We start from the raw sequence: 22,312 nt of genomic DNA, 5'->3' as shown, positions 1-22,312 counted from the left end.
GAAATCTGTATGAAGAAATGACAGGAAAATGGCCCTGGAACCGCTTTTTTGAATGATTAGAAAAAGTCGTGAATCTAGCGTTAAGGATTTGAGGTGTACATTTGTACACGAAAAAAGGTGGTAACACGAATCTCTCGTCCTTTGATGAGAGATTTTTATTTTCTAAAAGGGAGGATTTACTTATGTGTGAAAACTGCAAGAAGAAACCATATTTTATCACTACAGCAATTGCTTATACATCAGGAAAACCACATATTGGAAATACATATGAAATCGTATTGACTGATGCGATCGCGCGTTATAAACGTCAACAGGGATATGATGTATTTTTCCAGACGGGAACAGATGAACATGGTCAAAAAATTGAAGAAAAAGCAAGAGATGCTGGTATTACACCAAAACAGTTTGTAGATAATGTTGCTTCTGTTGTTCGTAAAAACTTTGATATGATGAATACATCTTATGATTACTTTATTCGTACAACGGATGAACAGCATGAAAAACAAGTGCAGAAAATCTTCAAAAAATTATATGAAAAAGGTGACATTTATAAAAGTACCTATGAAGGAATGTATTGTACACCATGTGAATCTTTCTGGACAGAGAGTCAATTAGTTGATGGCTGCTGTCCAGATTGTGGTCGTCCAGTGAAAAAGGCAACAGAGGAAGCGTATTTCTTTAAAATGCAGAAATATGCCGATCGTTTAATTCAGTATATTGAAGAACATCCGGAATTTATTCAGCCAGAATCTCGTAAAAATGAAATGTTGAATAACTTTTTAAGACCGGGACTACAGGATTTATGTGTATCTCGTACTTCTTTTACATGGGGTGTACCAGTCGATTTTGATCCAAAACATGTTGTATATGTATGGGTAGATGCTTTGACAAACTATATTACATCTTTAGGATATGATGCGGATGGAAATCATGGGGAAAACTTTAAGAAATACTGGCCTGCTGATGTACATATCATCGGGAAAGATATTTTACGTTTCCATACAATTTACTGGCCAATTATCTTAATGGCACTTGATTTGCCACTTCCAAAACAGGTATTTGGACATCCTTGGCTATTAGTTGGCGATGGAAAAATGTCTAAATCAAAAGGAAATGCGATTTATGCTGATGAATTAGTACACTATTTTGGTGTAGATGCAGTACGTTATTTCGTTCTTCATGAAATGCCATTTGCTCAGGATGGAACAATTACCTGGGATTTGATGGTAGAGCGTGTGAACTCTGATTTAGCAAACGTTTTAGGAAACTTGGTAAACCGTACAATTTCTATGCAGAATAAATACTTTGGCGGTGTAATTAGCAATCCATTAGAAAAAGAAGCTATTGATGAAGAATTGATCTCATTGGCAATGGATACACCAAAACGTGTAGAAAAAGCAATGGATACCTTGCATGTTGGAGAAGCCATCGATGAAATTTTTGCGCTTTTGAAACGTTGTAATAAATATATTGATGAAACAACACCATGGGTTTTAGGAAAAGATGAAAGCAAAAAAGATCGTTTAGCAACCGTACTTTACAACTTGATGGAAAGTATCCGTATTGCGGCAGTACTTTTAAGCAGCTATATGCCAGAAACTTCTGAGAAAATCTTAGATGAATTAAGTACTTCACAAAGAGATACAGAAAGCTTAAAAGAATTTGGTATGTTAGAATGTGGCCGTACAGTTGATTCTAAACCAGAAATTCTATTCGCTCGTAACGATATGAAAGAATTTATGGAAAAACTGGAAGCTGATAAAAAAGCACAGGAAAAAGCAGAAGAAAAAGCTTCCAAAGAAGATAAAAAAGATGTGAAAGAAGAAATTTCTATTGAAGATTTTACAAAAGTAGAATTAAAAGTAGGGACAATTATTTCGGCAGAAAAACATCCAAAAGCAGATCGTTTGTTAGTAGAACAGATTGATTTAGGAGATGAAACACGTCAAATCGTCAGTGGAATTGCGAAATCATTTAAACCAGAAGAAGTAGTAGGGAAAAAGGTAGTTGTGGTAACGAACTTAAAACCAGTAAAACTTCGCGGGGTAGAAAGTCAAGGTATGATTTTATGCGCAAGTACAGAAGATGATTTGGATATTGTTTCCATTGCGAAAGATCTTCCTAATGGAACGAAAGTAAGCTAGTTTATGAATCCGAAACAAAAGGTTACGATTTTTGGTTACGTAGGACTATTAATTCTTGTAGGACTTGTGTTTATCATCAAAGGATGGCAAGTGCAGGAACAAATACTTCTATTTCTTGGGATTTTGTTGATCGTGATGGGTATTGGAAGAGGTATAATGTTGAAAAAATATCTTCCAGGCGATAATGATGATACAAAATTAGATGATTATTTAGAAGATGAAGAAAAAGAAGAAGATAAAAATTAAAAAAATTATAGTAGCTACTTGCGATATAGACAAAGTATTGTTATAATTGTATAGCACTTACTTTGGGCCCGCATGAGGCTTAAGGCGGAAGGAGAGTATATTATGAAAAAAGGAATTCATCCAGAATACCACCGTATTATGGTAAAATGTACTTCTTGTGGAGCTGAATTTGAATCAGGTTCAACTGCAAAAGAATTGCGTGTTGATACTTGCTCAAACTGTCATCCATTCTTTACTGGACGTCAGAGATTCGCTGCTGCTGCAGGACGTATTGAAAAATTCAACAAAAAATACGGACTTAAATAACAACAATTACAAAGAAAAAAGAGTTATGACAGAAGGACAAATTGTTCAAGAAGTTATGACTCTTTTTTTAATATAGTAATATAGCTATGTATTCTTTATATGCGATAAATGGTCATATGACTTGTAGGAATGCTTAGAAATAAGTACGATATAGATACTTGTAGAAGTAGTATAGTTTTGAAAAATGAAAGAATACTAATACTAGTGAAAAAATAAGGAGATTATTTATGAGTAAAGTATTATATATAAAAGCAAATATTAAAGAAGAAGGGCAGTCTAGAACATTTCAAGTATCCGACCATTTTGTAGAAATGTATAAAAAGAATCATCCGGAAGATGAAGTCATTACACTGGATTTATATAAAGAAGGTATTGATTTTTTAAGACCACAGGATTTAGATTCTGTATTTGGGCCTAAGACAGAAGAAAGTAAACAGCACCCTGTATTGAAATATGCATATCAATTTCAGGAAGCAGATAAATATATTTTTGCTGCACCAATGTGGAATTTATCTATGCCGGCTATTTTAAAAGCTTATTTGAATTATGTCAGTGTTACAGGTATTACGTTTCGCTACACTGCACAGGGACCACAAGGACTTTTAGAAAATAAAAAAGCTATCCATATTACTGCTCGTGGAGGCGTATATGAAGGAAGCGAAGTAGAAATGGGAGATCGTTATCTGCGCACGCTGTTAAATTTCTTTGGTGTATATGACATCTCTACCATTGCGATTGAAGGTTTAGATGTAATCGGAAATGATATTGAAAACATTCTTTCTTCATCAAAAGAAAAAGCTGAAAAACTTGCGGGAACATTTTAATCTAAGAAACAGGAGTGTAAGCTTCTGTTTTTTTGTCTAATTATGTAGTATAATAAACTGCGTTATGAGGTGAAGATATGTATCAGCAGTATAAAGAGGGATGGCTGGAAGTTATTTCTGGCTGTATGTTTGCAGGTAAGACAGAAGAACTTATTCGTAGAATTAAAGTTTTGGAATATGCAAAGAAAAAAATAGCAGTATTTAAACCGAAAATAGATAATCGATACAGTGAAGATTCTGTTGTCTCTCATGCGGGAAGCAGTGTGAAAAGTTTTAATATTAAAAATGCAAGAGAAATTTTTGATTACATAGACGATAGTTATGATGTAATCGCAATTGATGAGGTACAGTTCTTTGATGAAGAAATTGTAGAAATTTGTGATCATTTTGCGGATCAGGGAAAAAGAGTTATGGTAGCAGGCTTGGATATGGATTTTAGAGGAGAACCATTCAGTGTAATGCCGCAGTTGTTTACACATGCAGAGTTTGTAACAAAACTAACAGCAGTATGTATGAAATGTGGCGCACCTGCGACAAGAAGTCAAAGATTAATTGATGGTCATCCAGCTCGTTATGATGATCCAATTATTCAGGTTGGCGCAAGTGAACAGTATGAGGCAAGATGTCGTCATTGTCATGAAGTGCCGGGAAAAAGAACCATTCATAAAGACTAACAATTTTAAATTGTAGAAAGAAGGTTATGCGTAATCTTCTTTTCTTTTTGCGAAAAAACGGCATATATATTGACTATGTAAGATTTTTAAGTATTATATATAACAAAAGTAAATATTAAATGGAGCAGTATATTAACAAGATGCTGTAATGATATATCTTATCATGGGTAGATATTTTCGTATAAAGATTGGAGGGATGTTTGATGGAATTACAGAAAAAAGAACAGGGGAAAAACAAAAGCAGATTTAATGTTTGGAAATTTCTGCTTGCGAATAAATTACTTACCGCAATAGGCATGATAGCTTTGCTTATGGTAGTTGTACTTGGAATAGGAAAATCTTATGTAGCAGAAAGCAAAACTACAAAGCTTGGTTTTGAAGATATTGGGGAACTGGCTACACAAAGTGCATATGTTACGGAAGTAAATGTGACAAAAGCCGCAAGAAATCTATTTGGTATGGAAATTCCATTTACGCAAAGCAAGTATGTATATAGTTATGATGTGAATATAAAAGCAGGATTTAACTTTAATGAGATAGAGTGGAAAGAAACGAATCATGTGATTGAAGTAAAATTGCCAGAAGCAAAAATTTTAAGTACGGAAATAGATATGGATTCCTGCAAGATCTACCATGAAGATGAAAGTATATTTCGACAGATTACATTATCTGAAAACAACAAAGCATTGGCGGAATTAAAAAAGAATGCGGAAAAAGATGCGATTTCTAATGGGTTGTTGGAAAATGCATATGAAAATGCAGAAAAAATATTAACTCCTTTTTTTGAGAAAGAATATGATTTAAAGGAGTATAAGATAAAATTTATTAAGAAATAGGAGATGATTAACAAATGATGAAAAAACTTCGATTTATCTTAATAGGTATTGTTATTCTTATTGCATTGTTTTATTTTGTATTATTTTTAACTGCATAGTATACAAGAATATAAATAATATAGAGGGTGTCTGCTGTAGATATAAGCAGAGGGCACTTTCTTTTTTTATTCTTTTTAGATGTTGAAAAATTCTTTTCATTTTAAGTGTTCAATGGTATAGTATATAAGGATATTTATGCCATTTAAGGCTAGTATAAATAGAGGCAGGAGGTTATGTTATGAGTATCATGATTGAACGTCTGGAAGGTATGGTAAACCGTTATCACGAAATTACGGAAATGATGATGATGCCGGAAATCGTATCCGACAGTAAAGAACTTGCGAAACTTGGAAAAGAACAGGCAGATTTAACACAAGTTGTAGAAACTTATGAAGAATACAAAAAAAGTGCGGAAGCTTTACAGGAAGCAAAAGAACTTTTAATGGAAGATGATAAAGAAATTAAAGAAATGGCGAAGATGGAAATTGAAGAACTTGAGCCTAAAATTGAAGAACTTTTAGGAAAGCTGGAAATTCTTCTGATTCCAAAAGATCCAAATGATTCTCACAATGCGATTGTGGAAATTCGTGGAGCAGCTGGTGGAGATGAAGGAAATATCTTTGCGGGTGACTTATATCGTATGTATAGCAAATATGCAGAAAGCCAGGGCTGGAAAATTGAAATCATTGAAATGGATGATTCTGAGGCTGGTGGATTCTCTTTGGTATCTTTTATGGTAAAAGGGGATGGCGTATATGGCAGATTGAAGTTTGAATCTGGAAGTCATCGTGTACAGCGTGTTCCAAAAACAGAATCACAGGGACGTATTCATACATCTACTGCGACGGTTTTAGTTACACCGGAAATTGAAGCAGAAGATTTTGATATTGATATGAATGATTTGGAAATTGAAACCATGCGTGCAAGTGGTGCCGGTGGACAGCACATTAATAAAACAGACTCTGCTGTACGTATCATCCATAAACCAACAGGTATTATTGTAAAATGCCAGGATGGTCGTTCTCAGCATGAAAACCGTGCAACAGCATTGATGACTATTCGTTCTCGTGTATATGAAGAACATCAGCGTAAACTGGAAGAAGAACAGGGAGCTGAAAGAAGAAGCAAGATTGGTACAGGAGATCGTGCAGAAAAAATCCGTACTTACAACTATCCGCAAAACCGTGTTACTGATCACCGTATTGGATATAACGTAAACCAGCTGGATCGTATCATGGAAGGTAGAATGCAGGAATTATTAGATGCTTTACAAAGTGCTGATCAGCAGGCAAAATTAGCAGGTACAAAAAATGAGTAGTTATAAAGAAGTGCTAAAACATGCACAGAGACGCATGGAAGAAGCAGATCGAGGAGAGCAGGCAGCTTTGCTTTATCTTTTGGAACTGACAAATATGGAAGCACATAATTTATATATGGAATTTGAACAGGAAATGCCAGAAGATATTGAAAAAGAATATGAAGCAGGTATTCAGCGTTTACTGGCAGGAGAACCGTTAGGGCATGTGCTTGGTTTTGAATGGTTTTATGGGTATCGTTTTAAAGTAAATGAAGATGTGTTGATTCCAAGACCTGAAACAGAAGAGCTTGTTGCCAATGTATTGGCTGCTTATGATGAATATTTTCAAGGACAGCAGGTAACTGCGGCAGATATTGGTACAGGTAGTGGAGCAATTGCGATTTCTTTAAAGAAAGAGGAAGAAAACATTCACATGCTGGCAAGTGATATTAGTGAAAAAGCAGTGATGGTGGCGAAAGAAAATGCCGCAAATAACGATGCAGTGGTATCCTTTCTAGTAGGTGATATGTTACAGCCTTTGATTGATCGTGATATCAAACTGGATATTCTTATTAGTAATCCTCCATATATTCCAAATGAAGAAGTCATGGAGGATAGTGTGGTGAATTATGAACCACATGTGGCTTTATTCGGTGGAGAAGACGGCTTGAAATTTTATCGTGTTATCTTTGAGAATGCACCTAAGATTCTAAAAGAGAAAGCATTCATGGCATTTGAAATGGGTTATAACCAAAAAGAAGCATTGAGTACAGAAGCCAGAAAATATTTCCCTGATGCGAAGATTGAAGTCATTAAGGACATGAGCGGTAAAAACAGAATGTTGTTTATCTACTTAAACCTTGAATAGAAAACATAGATTATAGGCAGCTTTGTGCTGCTTTTTGTATTTCGTTCACATATAATGATGTATGGTAAGTGAATACATTATTAAAAATTTAGTATTATTGGAAATTATAGTGTTCTATTTGTTTTTTACAGTCAAAATAAAAGTTCTGTGGTAAAATGTTAGTACGTTTATAGGAAAGGATGTTGTATATGGCGGATATTATTGTCATTGGTGGAGGACATGCTGGTGTAGAGGCAGCACTTGCTTGTGCACGTATGAATAAAGATACCATTCTATATTCTATGCATATTGATATGATCGCATCAATGCCCTGCAACCCAAGTGTAGGAGGACCTGCAAAGGGAATCGTTGTTCGTGAAATTGATGCATTAGGTGGAGAAATGGGAAAGGCTGCGGATGCAACAGCACTTCAGTTTAAGATGTTGAATACAACGAAAGGACCTGGTGTACAGTGTCTTCGTGTGCAGTCAGATAAAATTGCGTATATGCGTTATATGCAGAATAAAGTGTTACATCAAGAGCATCTTGAAGTGCGTGAGATGTGTGTGGAAAAGGTATTGGCAGAAAATGGTGTTGTTCGTGGAGTGTTACAGGCGGATGGTCATATAGAGCCTTGTCATTCTTTGATCATCACAAGTGGAACGTTTATGAGCAGTCGTATTTTAGTAGGACATACTTCTACCAAACAAGGACCAGATGATGAACCTACAACAGATTCATTATCACAAAGTCTGCGTGATTTAGGTATTCATACATTCCGTTTAAAAACAGGAACACCAGCACGTATTCGCAGTGATTCCATTGATTTCAGTAAAACGGAAGTACAACCCGGCACAGATGCTTTTTTACGCTTTTCCAATGAAACGAAGTCCATTCGCCCTTTTGAAAAACAGGCGGTATGTTATCTGACCTATACAAATGCGAAAACACATGAAATTATTCGCTCTCATTTAAAGGATTCTGCTATGTATTCCGGGCTTGTGAAAGGGATTGGCCCACGTTATTGTCCAAGTATTGAAGATAAACTGGTACGTTTTGCGGATAAGGAACGTCATCAGATTTTCCTGGAACCGGAAAGTGAATCTTTAAATACAACTTACATACAGGGATTTTCTACTTCTATGCCACACGATGTGCAGGAAGATATGTTGAAAAGCTTGCCGGGATTAGAAAACTGTATCATTGAGAAATATGCCTATGCGATTGAGTATGATGCGATTGATCCATTACAGTGCAAACCAACATTGGAAAATAAAAAGATTGAAAATCTTTATACTGCAGGGCAAATTAATGGAACAAGTGGTTATGAGGAAGCAGCTGCCCAGGGGTTAATGGCAGGTATTAATGCTGTATTGAAAATGGATGGCAAAGAACCTCTTATTTTACATAGAGATGAAGCATATATCGGTGTTATGATTGATGATTTGGTGACTAAGGGTACAAAAGAGCCTTATCGTTTATTAACATCAAGAGCAGAATATCGTTTGTTGTTGCGTCATGATAATGCAGATCGAAGATTAAGTACTTATGGACATGAAATTGGACTTATCAGTGATGAAAGATTCTCTGCATTTGAAGAAAAAGAAAAAAATATTCAAGAATGTAAGGAGTATTTAAAGACAGTTCGCTTTACACCAAAATCTGAAATTAATACTTACTTGGAATCTATTGAATATGGAACATTAAAAGAGGGAATTTCTGCTTTAGATTTATTAAAACGTCCAAAAGTTACATTAGATGGCATGAAAGATTATCTGGAAATAAAATATGATGATGAAGTACTTTCTCAGGTAGAAATTGAAGTCAAATATGAGGGTTATATCAACAAAGCAAAAAGAGATGCTGCACATTTAAGACAAATGGAAAGGGTAAGTTTACCACAGGATTTGGATTATAACAGTATTCAGCATTTATCTTTAGAAGCAAAACAAAAGCTATCAGAAATACAGCCAATGACGATGGGGCAGGCCTCTCGAATTTCAGGTGTGAATCCAGCTGATATTGCGGTGTTGGCAGTATATTTGGAGCAGTTAAAACGAAGTTAGAAAGATGTAATAAAAAATGATGTAAGACCATTTGCGGATACATCATTTTTTATGTTATATAAAGAAAAATTTTGTCAACTGGCAGATTTATTTAAATAATGTTTTAACAAAACATAATAACAGTTTTAATGGTTTTCTTTTTAATTCCCTCCTTTATTATCATTTCTTTCATTTTATAATTAAGAATGTTCTCTATTCTAACCAAAATTTGATGAGAATGGTTAGAATGATTAAAAATTGGTTAGAAATATACAAATCTTGAATTTTCCTATAATAGTAGTAAATAAGAAAATAATAGAAAAACTGTGCTTTTGGAAGAAATTCGAATTTTTTTTAATAGGCACAGTCTCTTTTTTATCAATGTGTTTGTTAAACATCATGCGAAAGCATTGCATGTTTTGATGATAAAGCGCATCATACGGTACAATGCATCATAGTTATCTTTTTCAATTCGCACTGTACAATTATCTATACGTATCACATTGTCCATACGACTTGCGAATGCTGCATTGCGTTCATGATGAAAGGTAATTTCCATACTATGAGAAGTTACCTCTTTCTTCATAGTTGCATGCGTTAAAGCTTTTGGAATTTCAGTTTGATAACGTTTCATAAGTGTATTCCAGCTGCAGCAAAGAGCACATTGAGAATTAATTGCTTTTTTTGTTTCTACATAAGAAAATCCCTTACCCAATTCTTCTTCTATTTGCTGTTTTAAAAGATTATCTCCACTAACAAGGATAACAGGAACACCATATTCCCAGGCAAGACGAGCATTAATGCCAGCCTCTCCCATTTCCATTCCATCTACTTTAATATTTCGAATCATCGCTCCCCAATTGGTATGTGCCATAATACCTGCTGTATTGGAACGACAATGATAACCAATAAAACATACACCATCATAACTGTCATCAAATCCTTCCATCATGCCATATGGTTTATAAGCACCATTGCTGGAAACAAAAGATACACGTGGATCTAAGCGAGATGGCAAAAGATTATCCATATTGCCATGACCATCATTCACGATAATTTCCTCAACACCATTTTCAAATAAGGCAGAAATAACTAAATTTACTTCATTTATCATGTTGGTTCTATATTCTTCATACTCTGCACCACCTCGCATCGTATAAGCAGGGTTGCTGTTTCCCCATATTCCTTCAATATCTGCAGAGATATAAATTTTTTTCATTGTAAATACCCTCTTTCTGTTATATGTATTATGACATGAATGGAAAGTTTATACAATAAGTGTTGAGAGATGGAGAAGCTTGAAAAAAGAAAATAATATGTAAGCGCACTCATTGATGAAATATATAATAAGGAGTATAATAAGAATAGAAATAAGGAGGTCGACATTTATGAAAAAGACCATTATTACAATTAGTAGACAATTTGGAAGCGGAGGAAGAGAAGTAGGTGAAAAGCTTGCGAAAGATTTAGGTATTCCATTTTATGATAAGGAATTAATTGAAATAGCCGCAAAAGAAAGTGGAATGGATCCTGAATTGTTTGTGGAAGATGACACACGTACAAGCTTGGGATTTCATCTGATTGGTGCTTTAGGATATTCTTTGGGTGGACCATTATCTACGATTACCGAATTATCATTGAATGATCGTTTATATCTGGTACAATCACAGGTTATTGAACAGGTTGCTCAGGAAGGTCCATGTGTAATTGTTGGACGATGTGCAGATTATGTATTAAGTGATCGTGATGATGTATTAAATGTTTATATTCATGCGAATATGAATGATCGAATCAAACGTGCAGTACATTCTTATGAAGTGGATGAACGAAATGTAGAAGATTCTATTCATAAAATAGATAAAAGACGTGCAAACTATTATGAATATTACACAGACAGAAAATGGGGACGTGCAGAAAATTATGACTTAAGTATTAATACAAGTACATTTGATGTGGATGGAGCTGTGCAAATTATTAAAGATGTAATAAAAGACTGATTTAAAGAAGAGTGCAAACCACTCTTTTTAAATATTTGTTCTACCATAATTTCACAAGATTGTTTGACATAGGAGAAAGAAGAAACTGTTATACTGTCAATATAGATATAAACGAGGAGGTTTCTATTGATATGACGTGGAAATTGGTGCATAAAAAATCATATGATATCATAGAAAATGAAAATGGGAAGAATTTGAGTTATCATCCTAATTTGGGTATTCAAATCATTGAAAAAGATGGCTTTGCGTTTAAAGATTTAAATGCGACAGGAAACTTAGATATATTTGAAGACTGGAGGCTTCCACTTACCTTGCGTATTCATGATTTTAAGACACAATTTGGATTATGGCAGGAAAAAGACTGTTTGTATTATCCGAAAGGAAAAATACAGATTCCTGTAGATGTATATGATAACTTGCTGTTTCTATATGAACATAAATTGTTTCATATAGAAGAAGAAAAAGAAGATATGAAATTTATAAAAGAAAACTATCTTTTAGGTGTTTTATTGTTGATGTTTGATAATGATTATGGAACAGGAAAAGAAGATTATTTGTTACAGCTAATTGTACAAAGTGTACAGCTGGGTGTATTGGAAAATGTTATGTATTCTATTTGGGAAGCTGTTCGCAACTATTTGAAAACTTTATCGGAGAAAAGAAATAAAGCCCTAGGGGAAATGTCGTATGTAAGCTAAGTAAAATCAGCTTTTTACTTTTGTTACATCTTGTATTTTCTTTAAACTTTTACAAGATAGCTTTCCATCAGCTCTAAAATTTTTTTGTTTTTTATATCGTAGATAACAGAGCAGAGGGCATTGGCTTCATTTTTACATATATTAAATTGATTGTATCAATTATATTAGAATCCTTGTTAGGATAAATTATTTTTACCACATAAGGATTATATTCTATTACGCTTCTATCTTCATTTTTATCTACAATTATGAGTGTTTGCTAAGAGGCAATGGAGATTGTTTATAAAGGAGATAGCTTGTTCCAGACTTTTGTATTTCATCTATATTATCTAACTTCTAGAGATATAAATGTTAAACCATATTCATGAATGCCATCTTCTGTCTATACAAAAGAGGTTGTATCTCCACTAAGATTCAACGCATATAACTAAAAAATTTAGTTTGACTAAGTTACTGTATTTGCATATAATATGTGTAGGCAAAATATCGTAATGAGCCATGTAAAAGAAAAAGGAGTGCTGCAACACTCCTTTTTTCGTTATGGCCAAAATTGTTGCCTACTTCTTGTTGTCCAGCCACTTGCAGATACAATGGCAAATTGTACCAGCGATAACAGAAGTAAATATCGTAATGATTATCTCCATGTAAAATCACCTCCTCCACATTGGGCAGAGATGGGAAACGTAGTGATTATATCACGAAATATAATTATGAAATGTTTATACATGATATTTAAATATTTAAAAAATAAAAATATATCTTTAGAAGAAAGTACATCATCTTATTCAGTTTCATTTCTCTTTATAACATATAACAGTTACCTTTAAAGGAATGATGATTAAGGAAACCTGCTCAAGAACATAGATTTGTATTTACTTATCAAAATCTGCTATTGAAAAAGACTCGTAGTTATACTTTTATCATATTTTCCAAATGGAAAGAGTAAATATACGTATGTATGTCTTTTGATGGATATAAAATATGCATTGCTTCTTTATACTGGGATAGCTGTGAAGCATATAGCTTTTTAAAATCTTCTTCCTTTTCCAATGCATCTGTTTTAAAATCAATGATCATAATTTTATCTTGAATAGATACAAAGTCCATATATCCGTGAAGAATCATATCTTCTTTTTTCACCATAAAAGGAAGTTCGTGAAAACACTGCCCCTGTAAGGCTTCTTGATAGATGGGATGTTCATACAGAGTTGTGATGGAATGCATCTGCTTATCATATAGCTGTAATCCTAGCATTTCTGCTTTTTCTTTTATGTTTTCAATAGAAAAAGTATCTTCTCCTATGGTTTCCATCAGTTTATGCATCTTTGTTCCATAACTGCTTCCTCGCACTTGTTTATGAAGGTTTAATTCTGGAAGATGTTCTTTTTGAATCGCTGTTGGAGTAATGATTTCCAGTTTTTTTGTATCCTTTTGATATTGGAATGTTTTTGATACAGGATGAATTTCTTCTGGAAGAGGAATGTCGTTCCACAATTGATGAACTTCCTGAATAGTAAATAAAGGGTTTGGGTTTTGCAGGAAGGATTGTAAGATCCAGGAAGAGTATCCATTACGTTCATAAATAGCGGACATGGTAAGTGGGCGATTGTATGTATCCAAAGATAAGACACAATCTACAATATGCATTTCCTGCTGTGCACGTGTGGTCGCAACATATAAGATACGCATTTCTTCTTCCAGTTCTTCTTTATTTTTTTTATGTTCCATTGCTAGACGATACCATGTTGTGCGTACATAACGCTGTGGAAGATCCATACATTTTAAGGCAATTCCCATATCCGCATCACACATACAGAATTCTTTATTTTCCACCATGCTGAAGGAATCAGAAGACCATAAATAAACAACAGGAAACTGTAATCCTTTGGATTGATGAATACTCATAACACGTACAACATCGGCTTCACTACCAATGGGAATCGCTTCTGCTGTCTGGGCATCTTTGATTTGTTCGATCTGTGATAAAAAACCGGCAATCCCTGTCGCATAACTATCTTCAAAATTAACTGCTTTTTCATACAACAAGTCTAAATTTGTTTTCTCCTGCAAGGTTGTATGCAAGGAATAGTAATCATTTGTGTTGTATAAAAGGTTTAACATATCTGGTAAAGACAGTGTTCTTGTGTTTGTTCGAAGATCTTCAAACACGTTAAAATTTGCACTGGCATGTTCTTTAAACCAGGCATAATAGGACTGTGTTTTCTCTTTCTGCAGTTTTGCATGGGCAAAATCTTCTACATTGTATTGGAATAAGGGAGAAGTCATTGCGGCCATAAAAGGAATATCTTCCTGTGGATGTAATAGAGCACGTAAAGTAGATAACATAATTTGTACAGCATTGGACTGATAAAACCCTGATTTTACATCAATGAAATACGGAATGTTCAGCTTATCAAACGCAGCTTTCAGGTTTTCTTTTCTGGCATTGCTTCTGACAAGGACAACAAAATCTTTCCATTTTCTATTTTCTTCTTCATGTTTTCGAAGAATTTCATGGGAAATATAAGACGCTTTAAAATCATTCTTGGATAATATAAGATCATTTTCTTTTTTTATTTCATCATGGAAAATCGCATGGAAACAGATAGGAAGGTTATCTTCGTTTTGTGCAGGAACCCCAGTTTCTACATCATCCTCTTTCGCATAGCTGCAAGAAAAACCATCGGTATTCATCAGCTCTTTAAATAAAATATTATTGAAATCTACGATCATTTTTTTAGAACGATAGTTGTTGGATAAGTAAATAACTTCATCGTTTTCTTTTTTGTTTGTGATCAATCCTTTCATCAACTGCGGTTTCGCATGACGGAAACCATAAATTGACTGTTTGATATCACCAACGCGGAATACATTGTTTTCTTTGCATATCAATAATACAAGTTCATTTTGAACATCGTTGCTGTCCTGAAATTCATCCACCATGATTTCTACAAACTGGTTACGGTAAATATCGGCTACTTCTCCATCTTTTGCCTGTAAAATCTCAAGGGCAAAATGTTCCATATCATCAAAGTCAATACACTGTATTTCTTCTTTGATAGTTTGGTATGCATTTCGATAATCTAATGTCATTTCTACCAGTTTACTAACGATAGGGTATAAGGTTTGGATATCCTGTAGAAAAGTTGTGGAAGAAAATAAGATTGCAAGCAGTTCATCTTCCAATTCCTGTGATTGTTTTCGTAAACGATGATATTCATTATCTTCTTTATCTGGACTGGTAGGGATGATTCCCTGTGCAATTCCACGAAATGCCAGTCGAAAAGCTTCATAATCTTTTTCTTCTAGTGTTTTTTCTACTTCGCCAAGTGCTCCATACTTTTTCATGACAGCTGTTTTTTTCTTTTCTTCTTCACTGTAACGATATTCATATAAATATGCAAGACGATCTAAAACTTCATGATATCGTTCCATTTGTACATGTAGATAGTCAAAAAAGATATCTTGCATAAAAGAAGGAATATCATCAAGGGTATGGATATCATGATACATCTCTTTCATATCTTCCAGCCATTGTTTTGGGTTTGGTTTACTGGAAGAAAGGTTCGCAAGATTTTGAATACAAGCTGCAAGTGCATCGTTATTTTCTGCACGGGAAGAAAACATCATACATGTATGCAGAAAATCCTCATCCTGTTTTTCATATTGGATGTCAAATGCTTTGGATAGTGCTTCACTTTTTGCCTGTTCCATTACCCCATTATCCATAATGCTGGAAATACGGGCAGGATCTAATCCAATGATATAGTAATAATCTTGAATAATAGATAGACAAAAGGAGTGAATGGTAGAAATATGCGCAGTTTGTATAGAAGTCAGCTGTCTTGTAATATATGCTTTTTCTTCTTCCTTTGTACTGGTGTCATAGGCAGACTGCAAGGCTGCTGCCAGTCGTTTTTTCATTTCATTGGCGGCAGCTTCGGTGAAAGTCATTGCCAGTATCGCATCGACTTCTACACGCTCTTCCATAACCAATCGCATCAATCGCTCAATAAGTACCGTAGTTTTTCCACTTCCCGCAGAGGCGGAAACAAGGACATTTTTCTGTTTTGTTTCAATGGCTTTTAGCTGCATCTCATTCCATTGTGGCATCTTCTTTTTCCTCCTCTTTTCGATAGAGCGCATCATCTGGCTCTATAAACGGTTCTTTTTTTGTATATAATCCATGAAAACGGCAAATTTCATAATACTTGCAGAAAGTACAGGCATCTTCATCTGGTGTTAAGGATATATCTGCAGAAAGAATGCGATCTGCGATTTTCTGATAAATCGTTGTAAAGTATTTTTCAATCTGATCAAGACTGTACGTTTTTCCTGCTTTTATGATACCATCTTTGTTTTGACGAACCCCTGCAATGTGGCTTGCATCATCATCCAGAATATCTACCTGATAAGACATTGTCCATCCATTTCTTCGATGTGCTTTTTTCAACAGTGCTTCTTTTTCTTCTTTTCCTATTTCTGTATAGGATACAGGACGACGTTTTAGCTGTCCGGCAATGTTTGGGATATTTTCGTTTTTTAAAGATACATAATATGCTCCCAATACTTCTTTGTGCATCTTCTTTACAACGATGGAGTAAGTTAACAGCTGTAACTGCAATGCCGCAAATACTTTTGGCTCGGATAAGGTTTTTATCGAGCTTTTATAATCCAAGATACTCGCAAGGTTTCCATCGGCATCAATACGGTCAATAATTCCATACAGCTGCAGTTTTACATCTTCTTTTACAGGCAAGGTATAGGTAAAAGGCTCTTCCTGTTTCCATGGTTTTAGATGGGAGTGTTCTTCCATATCTTCCAGTCTTTGCAGTGTCTGTGTTAAATTGGTAAACAATCGTTTTTCTAAAAGAGAGTAACTGCTGGCAGATGAAGGAAAGATTTCTTTTATTTCTTCAATTTCCTTATGTAGTAATTGTTCGATTTTATCTGATGTTGCTTTCGCATATTCTTTTCCCATCGTTTTTGTCAGGGTTTCCAGTACATAATGAGAAAGTGTTCCGGCATAGGAATCCGAGAATGTATACTGCATCGGCTCACGAAGTCCTAATCCATAACGCAAAAAGTAAGAGAAAGGACAGTGAATATAACGTTCCAAAGAGGAAATAGAGCCTTTTAAAACATCATCTTTCACAAATAGCTGTTTTGCGATTTGTGGAGAGATTTCAAGGGATGTTTTCCTTGGCACATAAGAAGTATGAAGCGGGTAAGACTCTGGTTTTCCAAGCATTTGTTCCATTTCCAGTGCTGCCTCCAGACTTTTTCCTTCATAGGTTCCAAGTGGATACGATACGACAAGAACGGGTGCATTCCATAATTGTTTCTCTAGTTGTTTTAAATAATGGGCATAACGATCTTCCATACTTGGATAAGGAAGAAATTGGTAGTAGCTTTCATCAAAAATGCCTTTTTTAAAAGAAAAAGCAGGATAATTGTTTTGTGTTGCCCCTAATATGAACTGGTATTGTTTCTTTGGACAGTTTTGTGTTAGGGAAGTAACGATTGCCCCATGCATCTCCTTGATAGAACCATCATAGGAAATCTTATCCAGGTAAGGCAGATAGAAAGTAAAATCTTCCATGTTTTCTAAATAGGGAAAGACATCATTTAAAAAGTTTTGTACTTTTAGAAATACTTGTAACTCTGTATGCTGTGTCGATAAGGTTTCTTTCACAAGCTCACAAATTGAAAGAAAGACTTCTTCGATGGAAGCAGATGTTAGAAACGGATGCAGTTTTTCTGTAACTTGCTGGCGAACTTCTTCTGCTTTTTGTTGCAGGTGTAACAGTTTTTTCAGATCAAGGGGTGATAATACATGTCCTTGATAATCAATCGTTTGCAGGTGATCAAAAGGCGTTGTAATATTTCCCGGGAAAATTTCAAGATAACTTCGAAGACTTTCGATTCCTTCTACCACAAAACATCCGCAGTCAAGACAGTTTAAAAAATGTTTTTCATCCTGCCGCAAGTAATATTGAAACAAGGCATGAAAACGCTTGGTGATGATACTTGTATGCGAATTGGAAAGAAACGTATGTGGAATTTTGTATCGTTCAAAAATCTGTTTTACAATGGGAGCATATGTCGTATCTGTCAAGGTAATTTGTATGTCTTGTGCAGATATGTCATGTTGAAGAATGTATTGTGCGCATCCTTCAATTTCCTGTCGTTTATTTACCGCATGATAAAACTGCTTTTTTTGACATACTGGCTGCATAGGAATGTGCTTTGCGCCATGTTCTATGAAAAAGTCCACCAGTTTTTGTTCCTTCAAGGAAAACGAAGCATCGTATAGGTAGATGTTTGAAAAATCATGATGTATTCTTTTCTCCAGTGTTTTCTTTTGTATATCTGCAGAAGTTGTAATGGGATATAACGGAAAGAGAATGGCATACAATTCTTTTTGTGAAGCAGTTTCTCTTGGCAGCTGGTCGATAGAAATATCCCATGTTTTCATATCTTCTATAAAGGCATAACATTCCTGCAGAAATGGCAGAGAAGAAGCTGTTTCTTTATATATAGACAATGAAGGAAGCATCTCTTTGATCAATTTTCGATACTGTGAAATAATCGCAATTTCACCTTGTGGTTCTTCCTTTTGCCACGAAGTTAAAAGACTATAAAAAGAGTGCAGATGAATACCAATACATCCTTGGTTTTCTTCTATCAGCTGCTCTCTTAAAAAAGGGTGTAAATACGAAGGGGCTACTATAATATCACCCATACGCAAATCATGTAAAGAAGCCATAACATCCATCCTTTCTTACTAAGAGATATTATATAACAGATAGGTGTGTGAAAAAAGGAAAGAACATGAAAATCTATGGAAAGGAAATATTTTGATAGTAACATTTGTTTGTTGTGCTTTAATTCAGTTGTAACCGAATATAAAATTTAATTTTATCATGAGAAAAGGCTTATAAAAATAATATTGAAAATCTGTTCATGATGAATACGCATCTCTTTCTTTTTATAGATAATCGTTAATATTTTGTATTATAATAAAAGATATGATTTTTAAGGAGGGGTATGTGTGGATAAAGGGAGTACATCGATGAGTGAGGGGTGTATCTGGAAAAAGATTACTTTTTTTGCGTTGCCTTTATTTTTAGGAAATTTATTTCAACAGTTATATAACACAGCGGATTCTTTAATTGTAGGAAACTTTCTTGGAAGCAATGCATTGGCTGCGGTAAGCTCATCTGGGAATTTGATTTTTTTAATGGTTGGATTTTTTAATGGAATTGCGATGGGGGCAGGCGTTGTCATAGCTCGCTATTTTGGCGCAAAAGATGTGGAAAACATGCAGAAGGCGATTCACACTACGGTTGCCTTTGGACTTGTTGCCAGTGTTGTTTTAACGTTTGTTGGTGTTTTGTTGGCACCACAGATGTTAATATGGATGGATACACCATCCAATGTACTGCCATCTTCTATTACATATTTTCGTATTTATTTCGCAGGTTCTTTGGGACTTGTTATGTACAATATTTTTGTGGGTATCTTGCAGGCAATCGGAGACAGCAAACATCCGCTATACTATTTAATTATTTCTTCGATTACCAATATTGTCTTGGATATTGTATTCATTTCTGTTTTTCATTTTGGTGTTGGTGCAGCGGCTTTTGCGACCATCCTATCTCAGTTTTTAAGTGCCTTTCTTTGCCTGGTGTTATTGATGCGAAGCAGAGAATCCTATCGTTTAGAACTAAAAAAGATTACCTTTCATAAAAAACATCTAGGGATGATTCTTCGTTTAGGTATTCCTTCCGGTATACAAAATTCTATTATTGCGATTGCGAATGTAGTTGTACAGTCTAACATTAATGCTTTTGGAGAAATGGCAATGGCAGGATGTGGTGCATATTCCAAAATTGAAGGATTTGCTTTTCTTCCAATTACAAGTTTCACCATGGCACTTACAACCTTTGTTGGACAAAATAGCGGTGCGAAAGAATATGAACGTACAAAAAAAGGAGCTTTCTTTGGGATGATGTGTTCTATGCTTCTGGCAGAAGGTATTGGAATTTTGATTTTTCTATTTGCCCCTGCCTTAACGAAAGCCTTCAACAATGACCCGCAAGTAATACAGTTTGGAGTAGAACGAGCAAGAACCTCTGCCTTATTTTTCTTTTTGCTGGCATATTCTCATTGCGTTTCTGCCATTCTTCGAGGTGTTGGAAAATCCAGTATTCCTATGTTTGTCATGCTGGTATGCTGGTGTGTCATTCGTGTCAGTATTTTAATGTTTTTTACTCCAATTTTCCACAGTATTCAAGTGGTATATTGGGTATATCCGATCACATGGACATTAAGTTCGATTGTTTTCTTTCTTTACTACAAAAAGGCAAATTGGCTGTATGCCTGAAATTAACGTTTACTTTTCTTTGTACCATGTAACATGCTTTGTGTTATGATAAAGAAAAGAGGTGAGGCTCTATGTTGAAAGTTGCTTTGCTGGAAGAAGAAACGGTTGCGAAAGAAATAATCTTTGAGTTAGGCAAGATATTTCAGGGGACTGAGTGGACATTTCAATATTTTTCTTCTATTTCTGATTTTGTAAAGGCAGAATGTGAAGTGGATTTTTCAATCTTATTTATTCAAGGGAAATATGATGTACCACGTTTTTTAGATACTTTTCTTTTAAAAAAATCAGAGCGTATCATTGTTTTTACACAAGATGAAAAAACTTCTTCTTATACTTCTTTTGAAAGAATACTTTATATAAATAAACATCAAATAAAAAAAGAAATGCAGAATATTGCTTCTTCCTTATATAGAGTGAGCAGAGGAGAGGAAGAGTATTTGCTTTCTTATAATTATGTGCAGGTACCTATTAAATATCGTGATATCTTCTATATTGAAAAAATAGATAAACAGCTTATTTATCATACCCAAAAAGGAGAATTTAAAGAACGAAAAAATATGAAAGATGCATATATGGAATTTGAGCCTTATGATTTTTTAAGAATTCATTCCAGTTATTTGGTAAATATGCGATATATTACCAAAATAGATAGTGATAGTGTTTATCTTCAAAAGATAGCTTTGCCATTCGCAAGAAATCGAAAACAGGAAGTTCGAAGGAAAATGGAAAGTTATATTCATAAAAAGTAAAAACAGTGCACCATAGGCACTGTGGAACTACTTTTGAAACCAGAAACTTATCGCTTCTTGTGTATAGTGAGCATCAAACGCTGTTATCTTATAGGTTTGCATACCGGCTTTATAGAAAGGTTCATTTTCTAAATAAGACTGAAGAGCTTCTTTGTTTTCTGCCTTTATTATAAAAATGCCGCCTGTTTGATCTTCTTTCAATCCAGATAATAAATACAGTTCTTTCTGCATCGCTTTTTGTGTATAGGAAATATGTTCTTTTAACAGGGTATCGTTCATAAGTTCTGGTTTCTTTAATACACCTTCTACTATGAAAAATTGCATGAGAATCCTCCTTTATTAATGCATTTATTATATGATTTCGTTTGTTTTTTGAAAATCAATATGCTTCACTTATGTAAATTAGATATTGGTTTTACTGAAAATACCAGATTTCTGCCAGTTTTTCCACTTTTCTTTACTTAGAAAAGTGCGTGGATATAATAAAGGTGTAAAAAGAAAACAGATAAAAGAGAGCGGTGAGAAAATGGGATGTTTACTTCGTTAGATATGTAAAACTTATATAAGAAAAGATGATTTATGAATGGGCGTTTAAACAGTCAGTCTTAACTGTATAAAATATATATCTAACAATTGGAAAATACGGTGTGGATCATCGGAAGTTAAAGCCTAAAGAAGTTTTGGGACAGCAAAACAAGGTATTAGGAAAAGGAAATAGTGATGTTTCCAACGTACATGGTGCGTATAACTCCCAGTATTAGGAATTAGAGTTATATATATTGTAATTGAACGGCATTGAGGTTATAGATTCAAAATAGAGAAGATATAAAAGAGAATGGATAAGTAGATACGATATATATAAATAATAGGGAACTGGAAATAGAGAAATCAGTGAGAGCTATATATATGGAAGATAGACAAGACTGAGAGGGTATCTATGGAAGGGATAAATAACAAAAGTGTTTTGATGAAGCCATGCTTTTAAATGATGGAAGAGATGAGAATACGAAGTTATTTATAAGATCTGTTTACTCTGCGAATTGGAAAAACTGACAAGATTTGTACATCATAAAATAGTTAGAGAGTACAAGCAACATCAGGATCATAATAGAAATGAAGCAGGGGAAAAGAAGCATAAGGCAGATGGAAAATGCAGGGGAAATATAAAACCTGTAACGTGGAAGATACAGTTGGATAAAAGTCCTTATGTGGAAATAATTC

Annotated in this window: 17 protein-coding genes and 1 other annotated feature (1 of these 18 only partly in view); of the genes, 13 read left to right on the top strand and 4 right to left on the bottom strand. The window is 34.5% G+C overall.

The window, feature by feature from the left end; all coding sequences use genetic code 11:
- Window positions 1–145 (top strand) — a binding site (T-box leader) (it extends 60 nt beyond the left edge of the window).
- Between the two features lie 37 nt (window positions 146–182).
- From metG to mnmG, 9 genes are all read left to right on the top strand, one after another.
- Window positions 183–2,144: a methionine--tRNA ligase gene (metG, locus tag A9CBEGH2_RS08915; protein WP_118278049.1), complete on the top strand. Its 1,962-nt coding sequence runs from the start codon at window positions 183–185 to the stop codon at window positions 2,142–2,144.
- 3 nt (window positions 2,145–2,147) lie between these two features.
- On the top strand, window positions 2,148–2,390 hold the full coding sequence (locus A9CBEGH2_RS08910; RefSeq protein WP_118318167.1) for a hypothetical protein: 243 nt from the start codon (window positions 2,148–2,150) through the stop codon (window positions 2,388–2,390).
- Between the two features lie 102 nt (window positions 2,391–2,492).
- The gene (gene rpmE, locus A9CBEGH2_RS08905; RefSeq protein WP_115716428.1) at window positions 2,493–2,696 is read left to right on the top strand and encodes a 50S ribosomal protein L31; all 204 of its coding nucleotides are present in this window, start codon (window positions 2,493–2,495) and stop codon (window positions 2,694–2,696) included.
- A gap of 227 nt (window positions 2,697–2,923) precedes the next feature.
- A complete protein-coding gene (locus A9CBEGH2_RS08900; RefSeq protein WP_163104607.1) occupies window positions 2,924–3,520 on the top strand; it encodes an NAD(P)H-dependent oxidoreductase in 597 nt (198 codons plus the stop codon).
- 77 nt (window positions 3,521–3,597) lie between these two features.
- Window positions 3,598–4,194 (top strand): thymidine kinase, encoded by a 597-nt coding sequence (locus tag A9CBEGH2_RS08895; RefSeq protein WP_118277597.1) that lies wholly within the window; start codon window positions 3,598–3,600, stop codon window positions 4,192–4,194.
- A gap of 203 nt (window positions 4,195–4,397) precedes the next feature.
- Entirely contained in the window at window positions 4,398–5,030 is a 633-nt protein-coding gene (locus A9CBEGH2_RS08890) for a DUF4230 domain-containing protein (RefSeq protein ID WP_118277598.1), read from the top strand.
- A 277-nt stretch (window positions 5,031–5,307) separates the two neighbouring features.
- Window positions 5,308–6,387, top strand: a complete 1,080-nt coding sequence (prfA, locus tag A9CBEGH2_RS08885; protein ID WP_115716432.1) for a peptide chain release factor 1 — start codon at window positions 5,308–5,310, stop codon at window positions 6,385–6,387.
- Complete coding sequence (gene prmC / locus A9CBEGH2_RS08880; protein WP_163104605.1) at window positions 6,380–7,234, top strand: peptide chain release factor N(5)-glutamine methyltransferase; 855 nt, start codon at window positions 6,380–6,382, stop codon at window positions 7,232–7,234. The genes prfA and prmC overlap by 8 nt, the downstream gene beginning before the upstream one ends.
- A gap of 188 nt (window positions 7,235–7,422) precedes the next feature.
- Entirely contained in the window at window positions 7,423–9,279 is a 1,857-nt protein-coding gene (gene mnmG, locus A9CBEGH2_RS08875; RefSeq protein WP_163104603.1) for a tRNA uridine-5-carboxymethylaminomethyl(34) synthesis enzyme MnmG, read from the top strand.
- A gap of 376 nt (window positions 9,280–9,655) precedes the next feature.
- Here the strand turns inward: mnmG and A9CBEGH2_RS08870 are convergent, their stop codons facing one another.
- Entirely contained in the window at window positions 9,656–10,477 is an 822-nt protein-coding gene (locus A9CBEGH2_RS08870) for a M55 family metallopeptidase (protein WP_163104601.1), read from the bottom strand.
- Between the two features lie 169 nt (window positions 10,478–10,646).
- On the opposite strand from A9CBEGH2_RS08870, the gene A9CBEGH2_RS08865 reads away from it, so the two are divergent.
- Both A9CBEGH2_RS08865 and A9CBEGH2_RS08860 read left to right on the top strand, forming a co-directional pair.
- Window positions 10,647–11,255: a cytidylate kinase-like family protein gene (locus A9CBEGH2_RS08865; protein WP_115716492.1), complete on the top strand. Its 609-nt coding sequence runs from the start codon at window positions 10,647–10,649 to the stop codon at window positions 11,253–11,255.
- Between the two features lie 131 nt (window positions 11,256–11,386).
- Window positions 11,387–11,953 carry a beta-glucosidase gene (locus A9CBEGH2_RS08860; protein ID WP_118277605.1) on the top strand — a complete coding sequence of 189 codons (567 nt, stop codon included), beginning with the start codon at window positions 11,387–11,389 and terminating at the stop codon, window positions 11,951–11,953.
- 909 nt (window positions 11,954–12,862) lie between these two features.
- Here A9CBEGH2_RS08860 and A9CBEGH2_RS08855 read toward each other — a convergent pair.
- Both A9CBEGH2_RS08855 and A9CBEGH2_RS08850 read right to left on the bottom strand, forming a co-directional pair.
- Complete coding sequence (locus A9CBEGH2_RS08855) at window positions 12,863–16,066, bottom strand: UvrD-helicase domain-containing protein (RefSeq protein ID WP_118277606.1); 3,204 nt, start codon at window positions 16,064–16,066, stop codon at window positions 12,863–12,865.
- Entirely contained in the window at window positions 16,050–18,722 is a 2,673-nt protein-coding gene (locus tag A9CBEGH2_RS08850; protein WP_157964983.1) for a PD-(D/E)XK nuclease family protein, read from the bottom strand. The genes A9CBEGH2_RS08855 and A9CBEGH2_RS08850 overlap by 17 nt, the downstream gene beginning before the upstream one ends.
- Window positions 18,723–19,028: 306 nt before the next feature.
- On the opposite strand from A9CBEGH2_RS08850, the gene A9CBEGH2_RS08845 reads away from it, so the two are divergent.
- Window positions 19,029–20,342 carry an MATE family efflux transporter gene (locus A9CBEGH2_RS08845; protein WP_118277610.1) on the top strand — a complete coding sequence of 438 codons (1,314 nt, stop codon included), beginning with the start codon at window positions 19,029–19,031 and terminating at the stop codon, window positions 20,340–20,342.
- A gap of 71 nt (window positions 20,343–20,413) precedes the next feature.
- Entirely contained in the window at window positions 20,414–21,091 is a 678-nt protein-coding gene (locus tag A9CBEGH2_RS08840; protein ID WP_115716496.1) for a LytR/AlgR family response regulator transcription factor, read from the top strand.
- A 27-nt stretch (window positions 21,092–21,118) separates the two neighbouring features.
- On the opposite strand, the gene A9CBEGH2_RS08835 is transcribed toward A9CBEGH2_RS08840, so the two are convergent.
- Window positions 21,119–21,415: a YciI family protein gene (locus A9CBEGH2_RS08835; RefSeq protein ID WP_115716497.1), complete on the bottom strand. Its 297-nt coding sequence runs from the start codon at window positions 21,413–21,415 to the stop codon at window positions 21,119–21,121.
- Between the last annotated feature and the right edge of the window lie 897 nt (window positions 21,416–22,312).

This window comes from Amedibacterium intestinale (genome assembly GCF_010537335.1).
Classification (GTDB): Bacteria; Bacillota_I; Bacilli_A; order Erysipelotrichales; family Erysipelotrichaceae; genus Amedibacterium; species Amedibacterium intestinale.
This window is presented reverse-complemented; position numbering and strand designations above follow the sequence as displayed.

Excerpts from the sequence above, each read along its gene's own strand:
- A9CBEGH2_RS08845 (WP_118277610.1), top strand. The coding sequence starts at position 19,029 with ATGAGTGAGGGGTGTATCTGGAAAAAGATTACTTTTTTTGCGTTGCCT.
- mnmG (WP_163104603.1), top strand. The coding sequence starts at position 7,423 with ATGGCGGATATTATTGTCATTGGTGGAGGACATGCTGGTGTAGAGGCA.
- A9CBEGH2_RS08910 (WP_118318167.1), top strand. The coding sequence starts at position 2,148 with ATGAATCCGAAACAAAAGGTTACGATTTTTGGTTACGTAGGACTATTA.
- metG (WP_118278049.1), top strand. The coding sequence starts at position 183 with ATGTGTGAAAACTGCAAGAAGAAACCATATTTTATCACTACAGCAATT.
- A9CBEGH2_RS08835 (WP_115716497.1), bottom strand. The coding sequence starts at position 21,415 with ATGCAATTTTTCATAGTAGAAGGTGTATTAAAGAAACCAGAACTTATG.
- A9CBEGH2_RS08870 (WP_163104601.1), bottom strand. The coding sequence starts at position 10,477 with ATGAAAAAAATTTATATCTCTGCAGATATTGAAGGAATATGGGGAAAC.
- rpmE (WP_115716428.1), top strand. The coding sequence starts at position 2,493 with ATGAAAAAAGGAATTCATCCAGAATACCACCGTATTATGGTAAAATGT.
- prmC (WP_163104605.1), top strand. The coding sequence starts at position 6,380 with ATGAGTAGTTATAAAGAAGTGCTAAAACATGCACAGAGACGCATGGAA.
- A9CBEGH2_RS08860 (WP_118277605.1), top strand. The coding sequence starts at position 11,387 with ATGACGTGGAAATTGGTGCATAAAAAATCATATGATATCATAGAAAAT.
- prfA (WP_115716432.1), top strand. The coding sequence starts at position 5,308 with ATGAGTATCATGATTGAACGTCTGGAAGGTATGGTAAACCGTTATCAC.
- A9CBEGH2_RS08890 (WP_118277598.1), top strand. The coding sequence starts at position 4,398 with ATGGAATTACAGAAAAAAGAACAGGGGAAAAACAAAAGCAGATTTAAT.
- A9CBEGH2_RS08865 (WP_115716492.1), top strand. The coding sequence starts at position 10,647 with ATGAAAAAGACCATTATTACAATTAGTAGACAATTTGGAAGCGGAGGA.
- A9CBEGH2_RS08895 (WP_118277597.1), top strand. The coding sequence starts at position 3,598 with ATGTATCAGCAGTATAAAGAGGGATGGCTGGAAGTTATTTCTGGCTGT.
- A9CBEGH2_RS08900 (WP_163104607.1), top strand. The coding sequence starts at position 2,924 with ATGAGTAAAGTATTATATATAAAAGCAAATATTAAAGAAGAAGGGCAG.
- A9CBEGH2_RS08855 (WP_118277606.1), bottom strand. The coding sequence starts at position 16,066 with ATGCCACAATGGAATGAGATGCAGCTAAAAGCCATTGAAACAAAACAG.
- A9CBEGH2_RS08850 (WP_157964983.1), bottom strand. The coding sequence starts at position 18,722 with ATGGCTTCTTTACATGATTTGCGTATGGGTGATATTATAGTAGCCCCT.
- A9CBEGH2_RS08840 (WP_115716496.1), top strand. The coding sequence starts at position 20,414 with ATGTTGAAAGTTGCTTTGCTGGAAGAAGAAACGGTTGCGAAAGAAATA.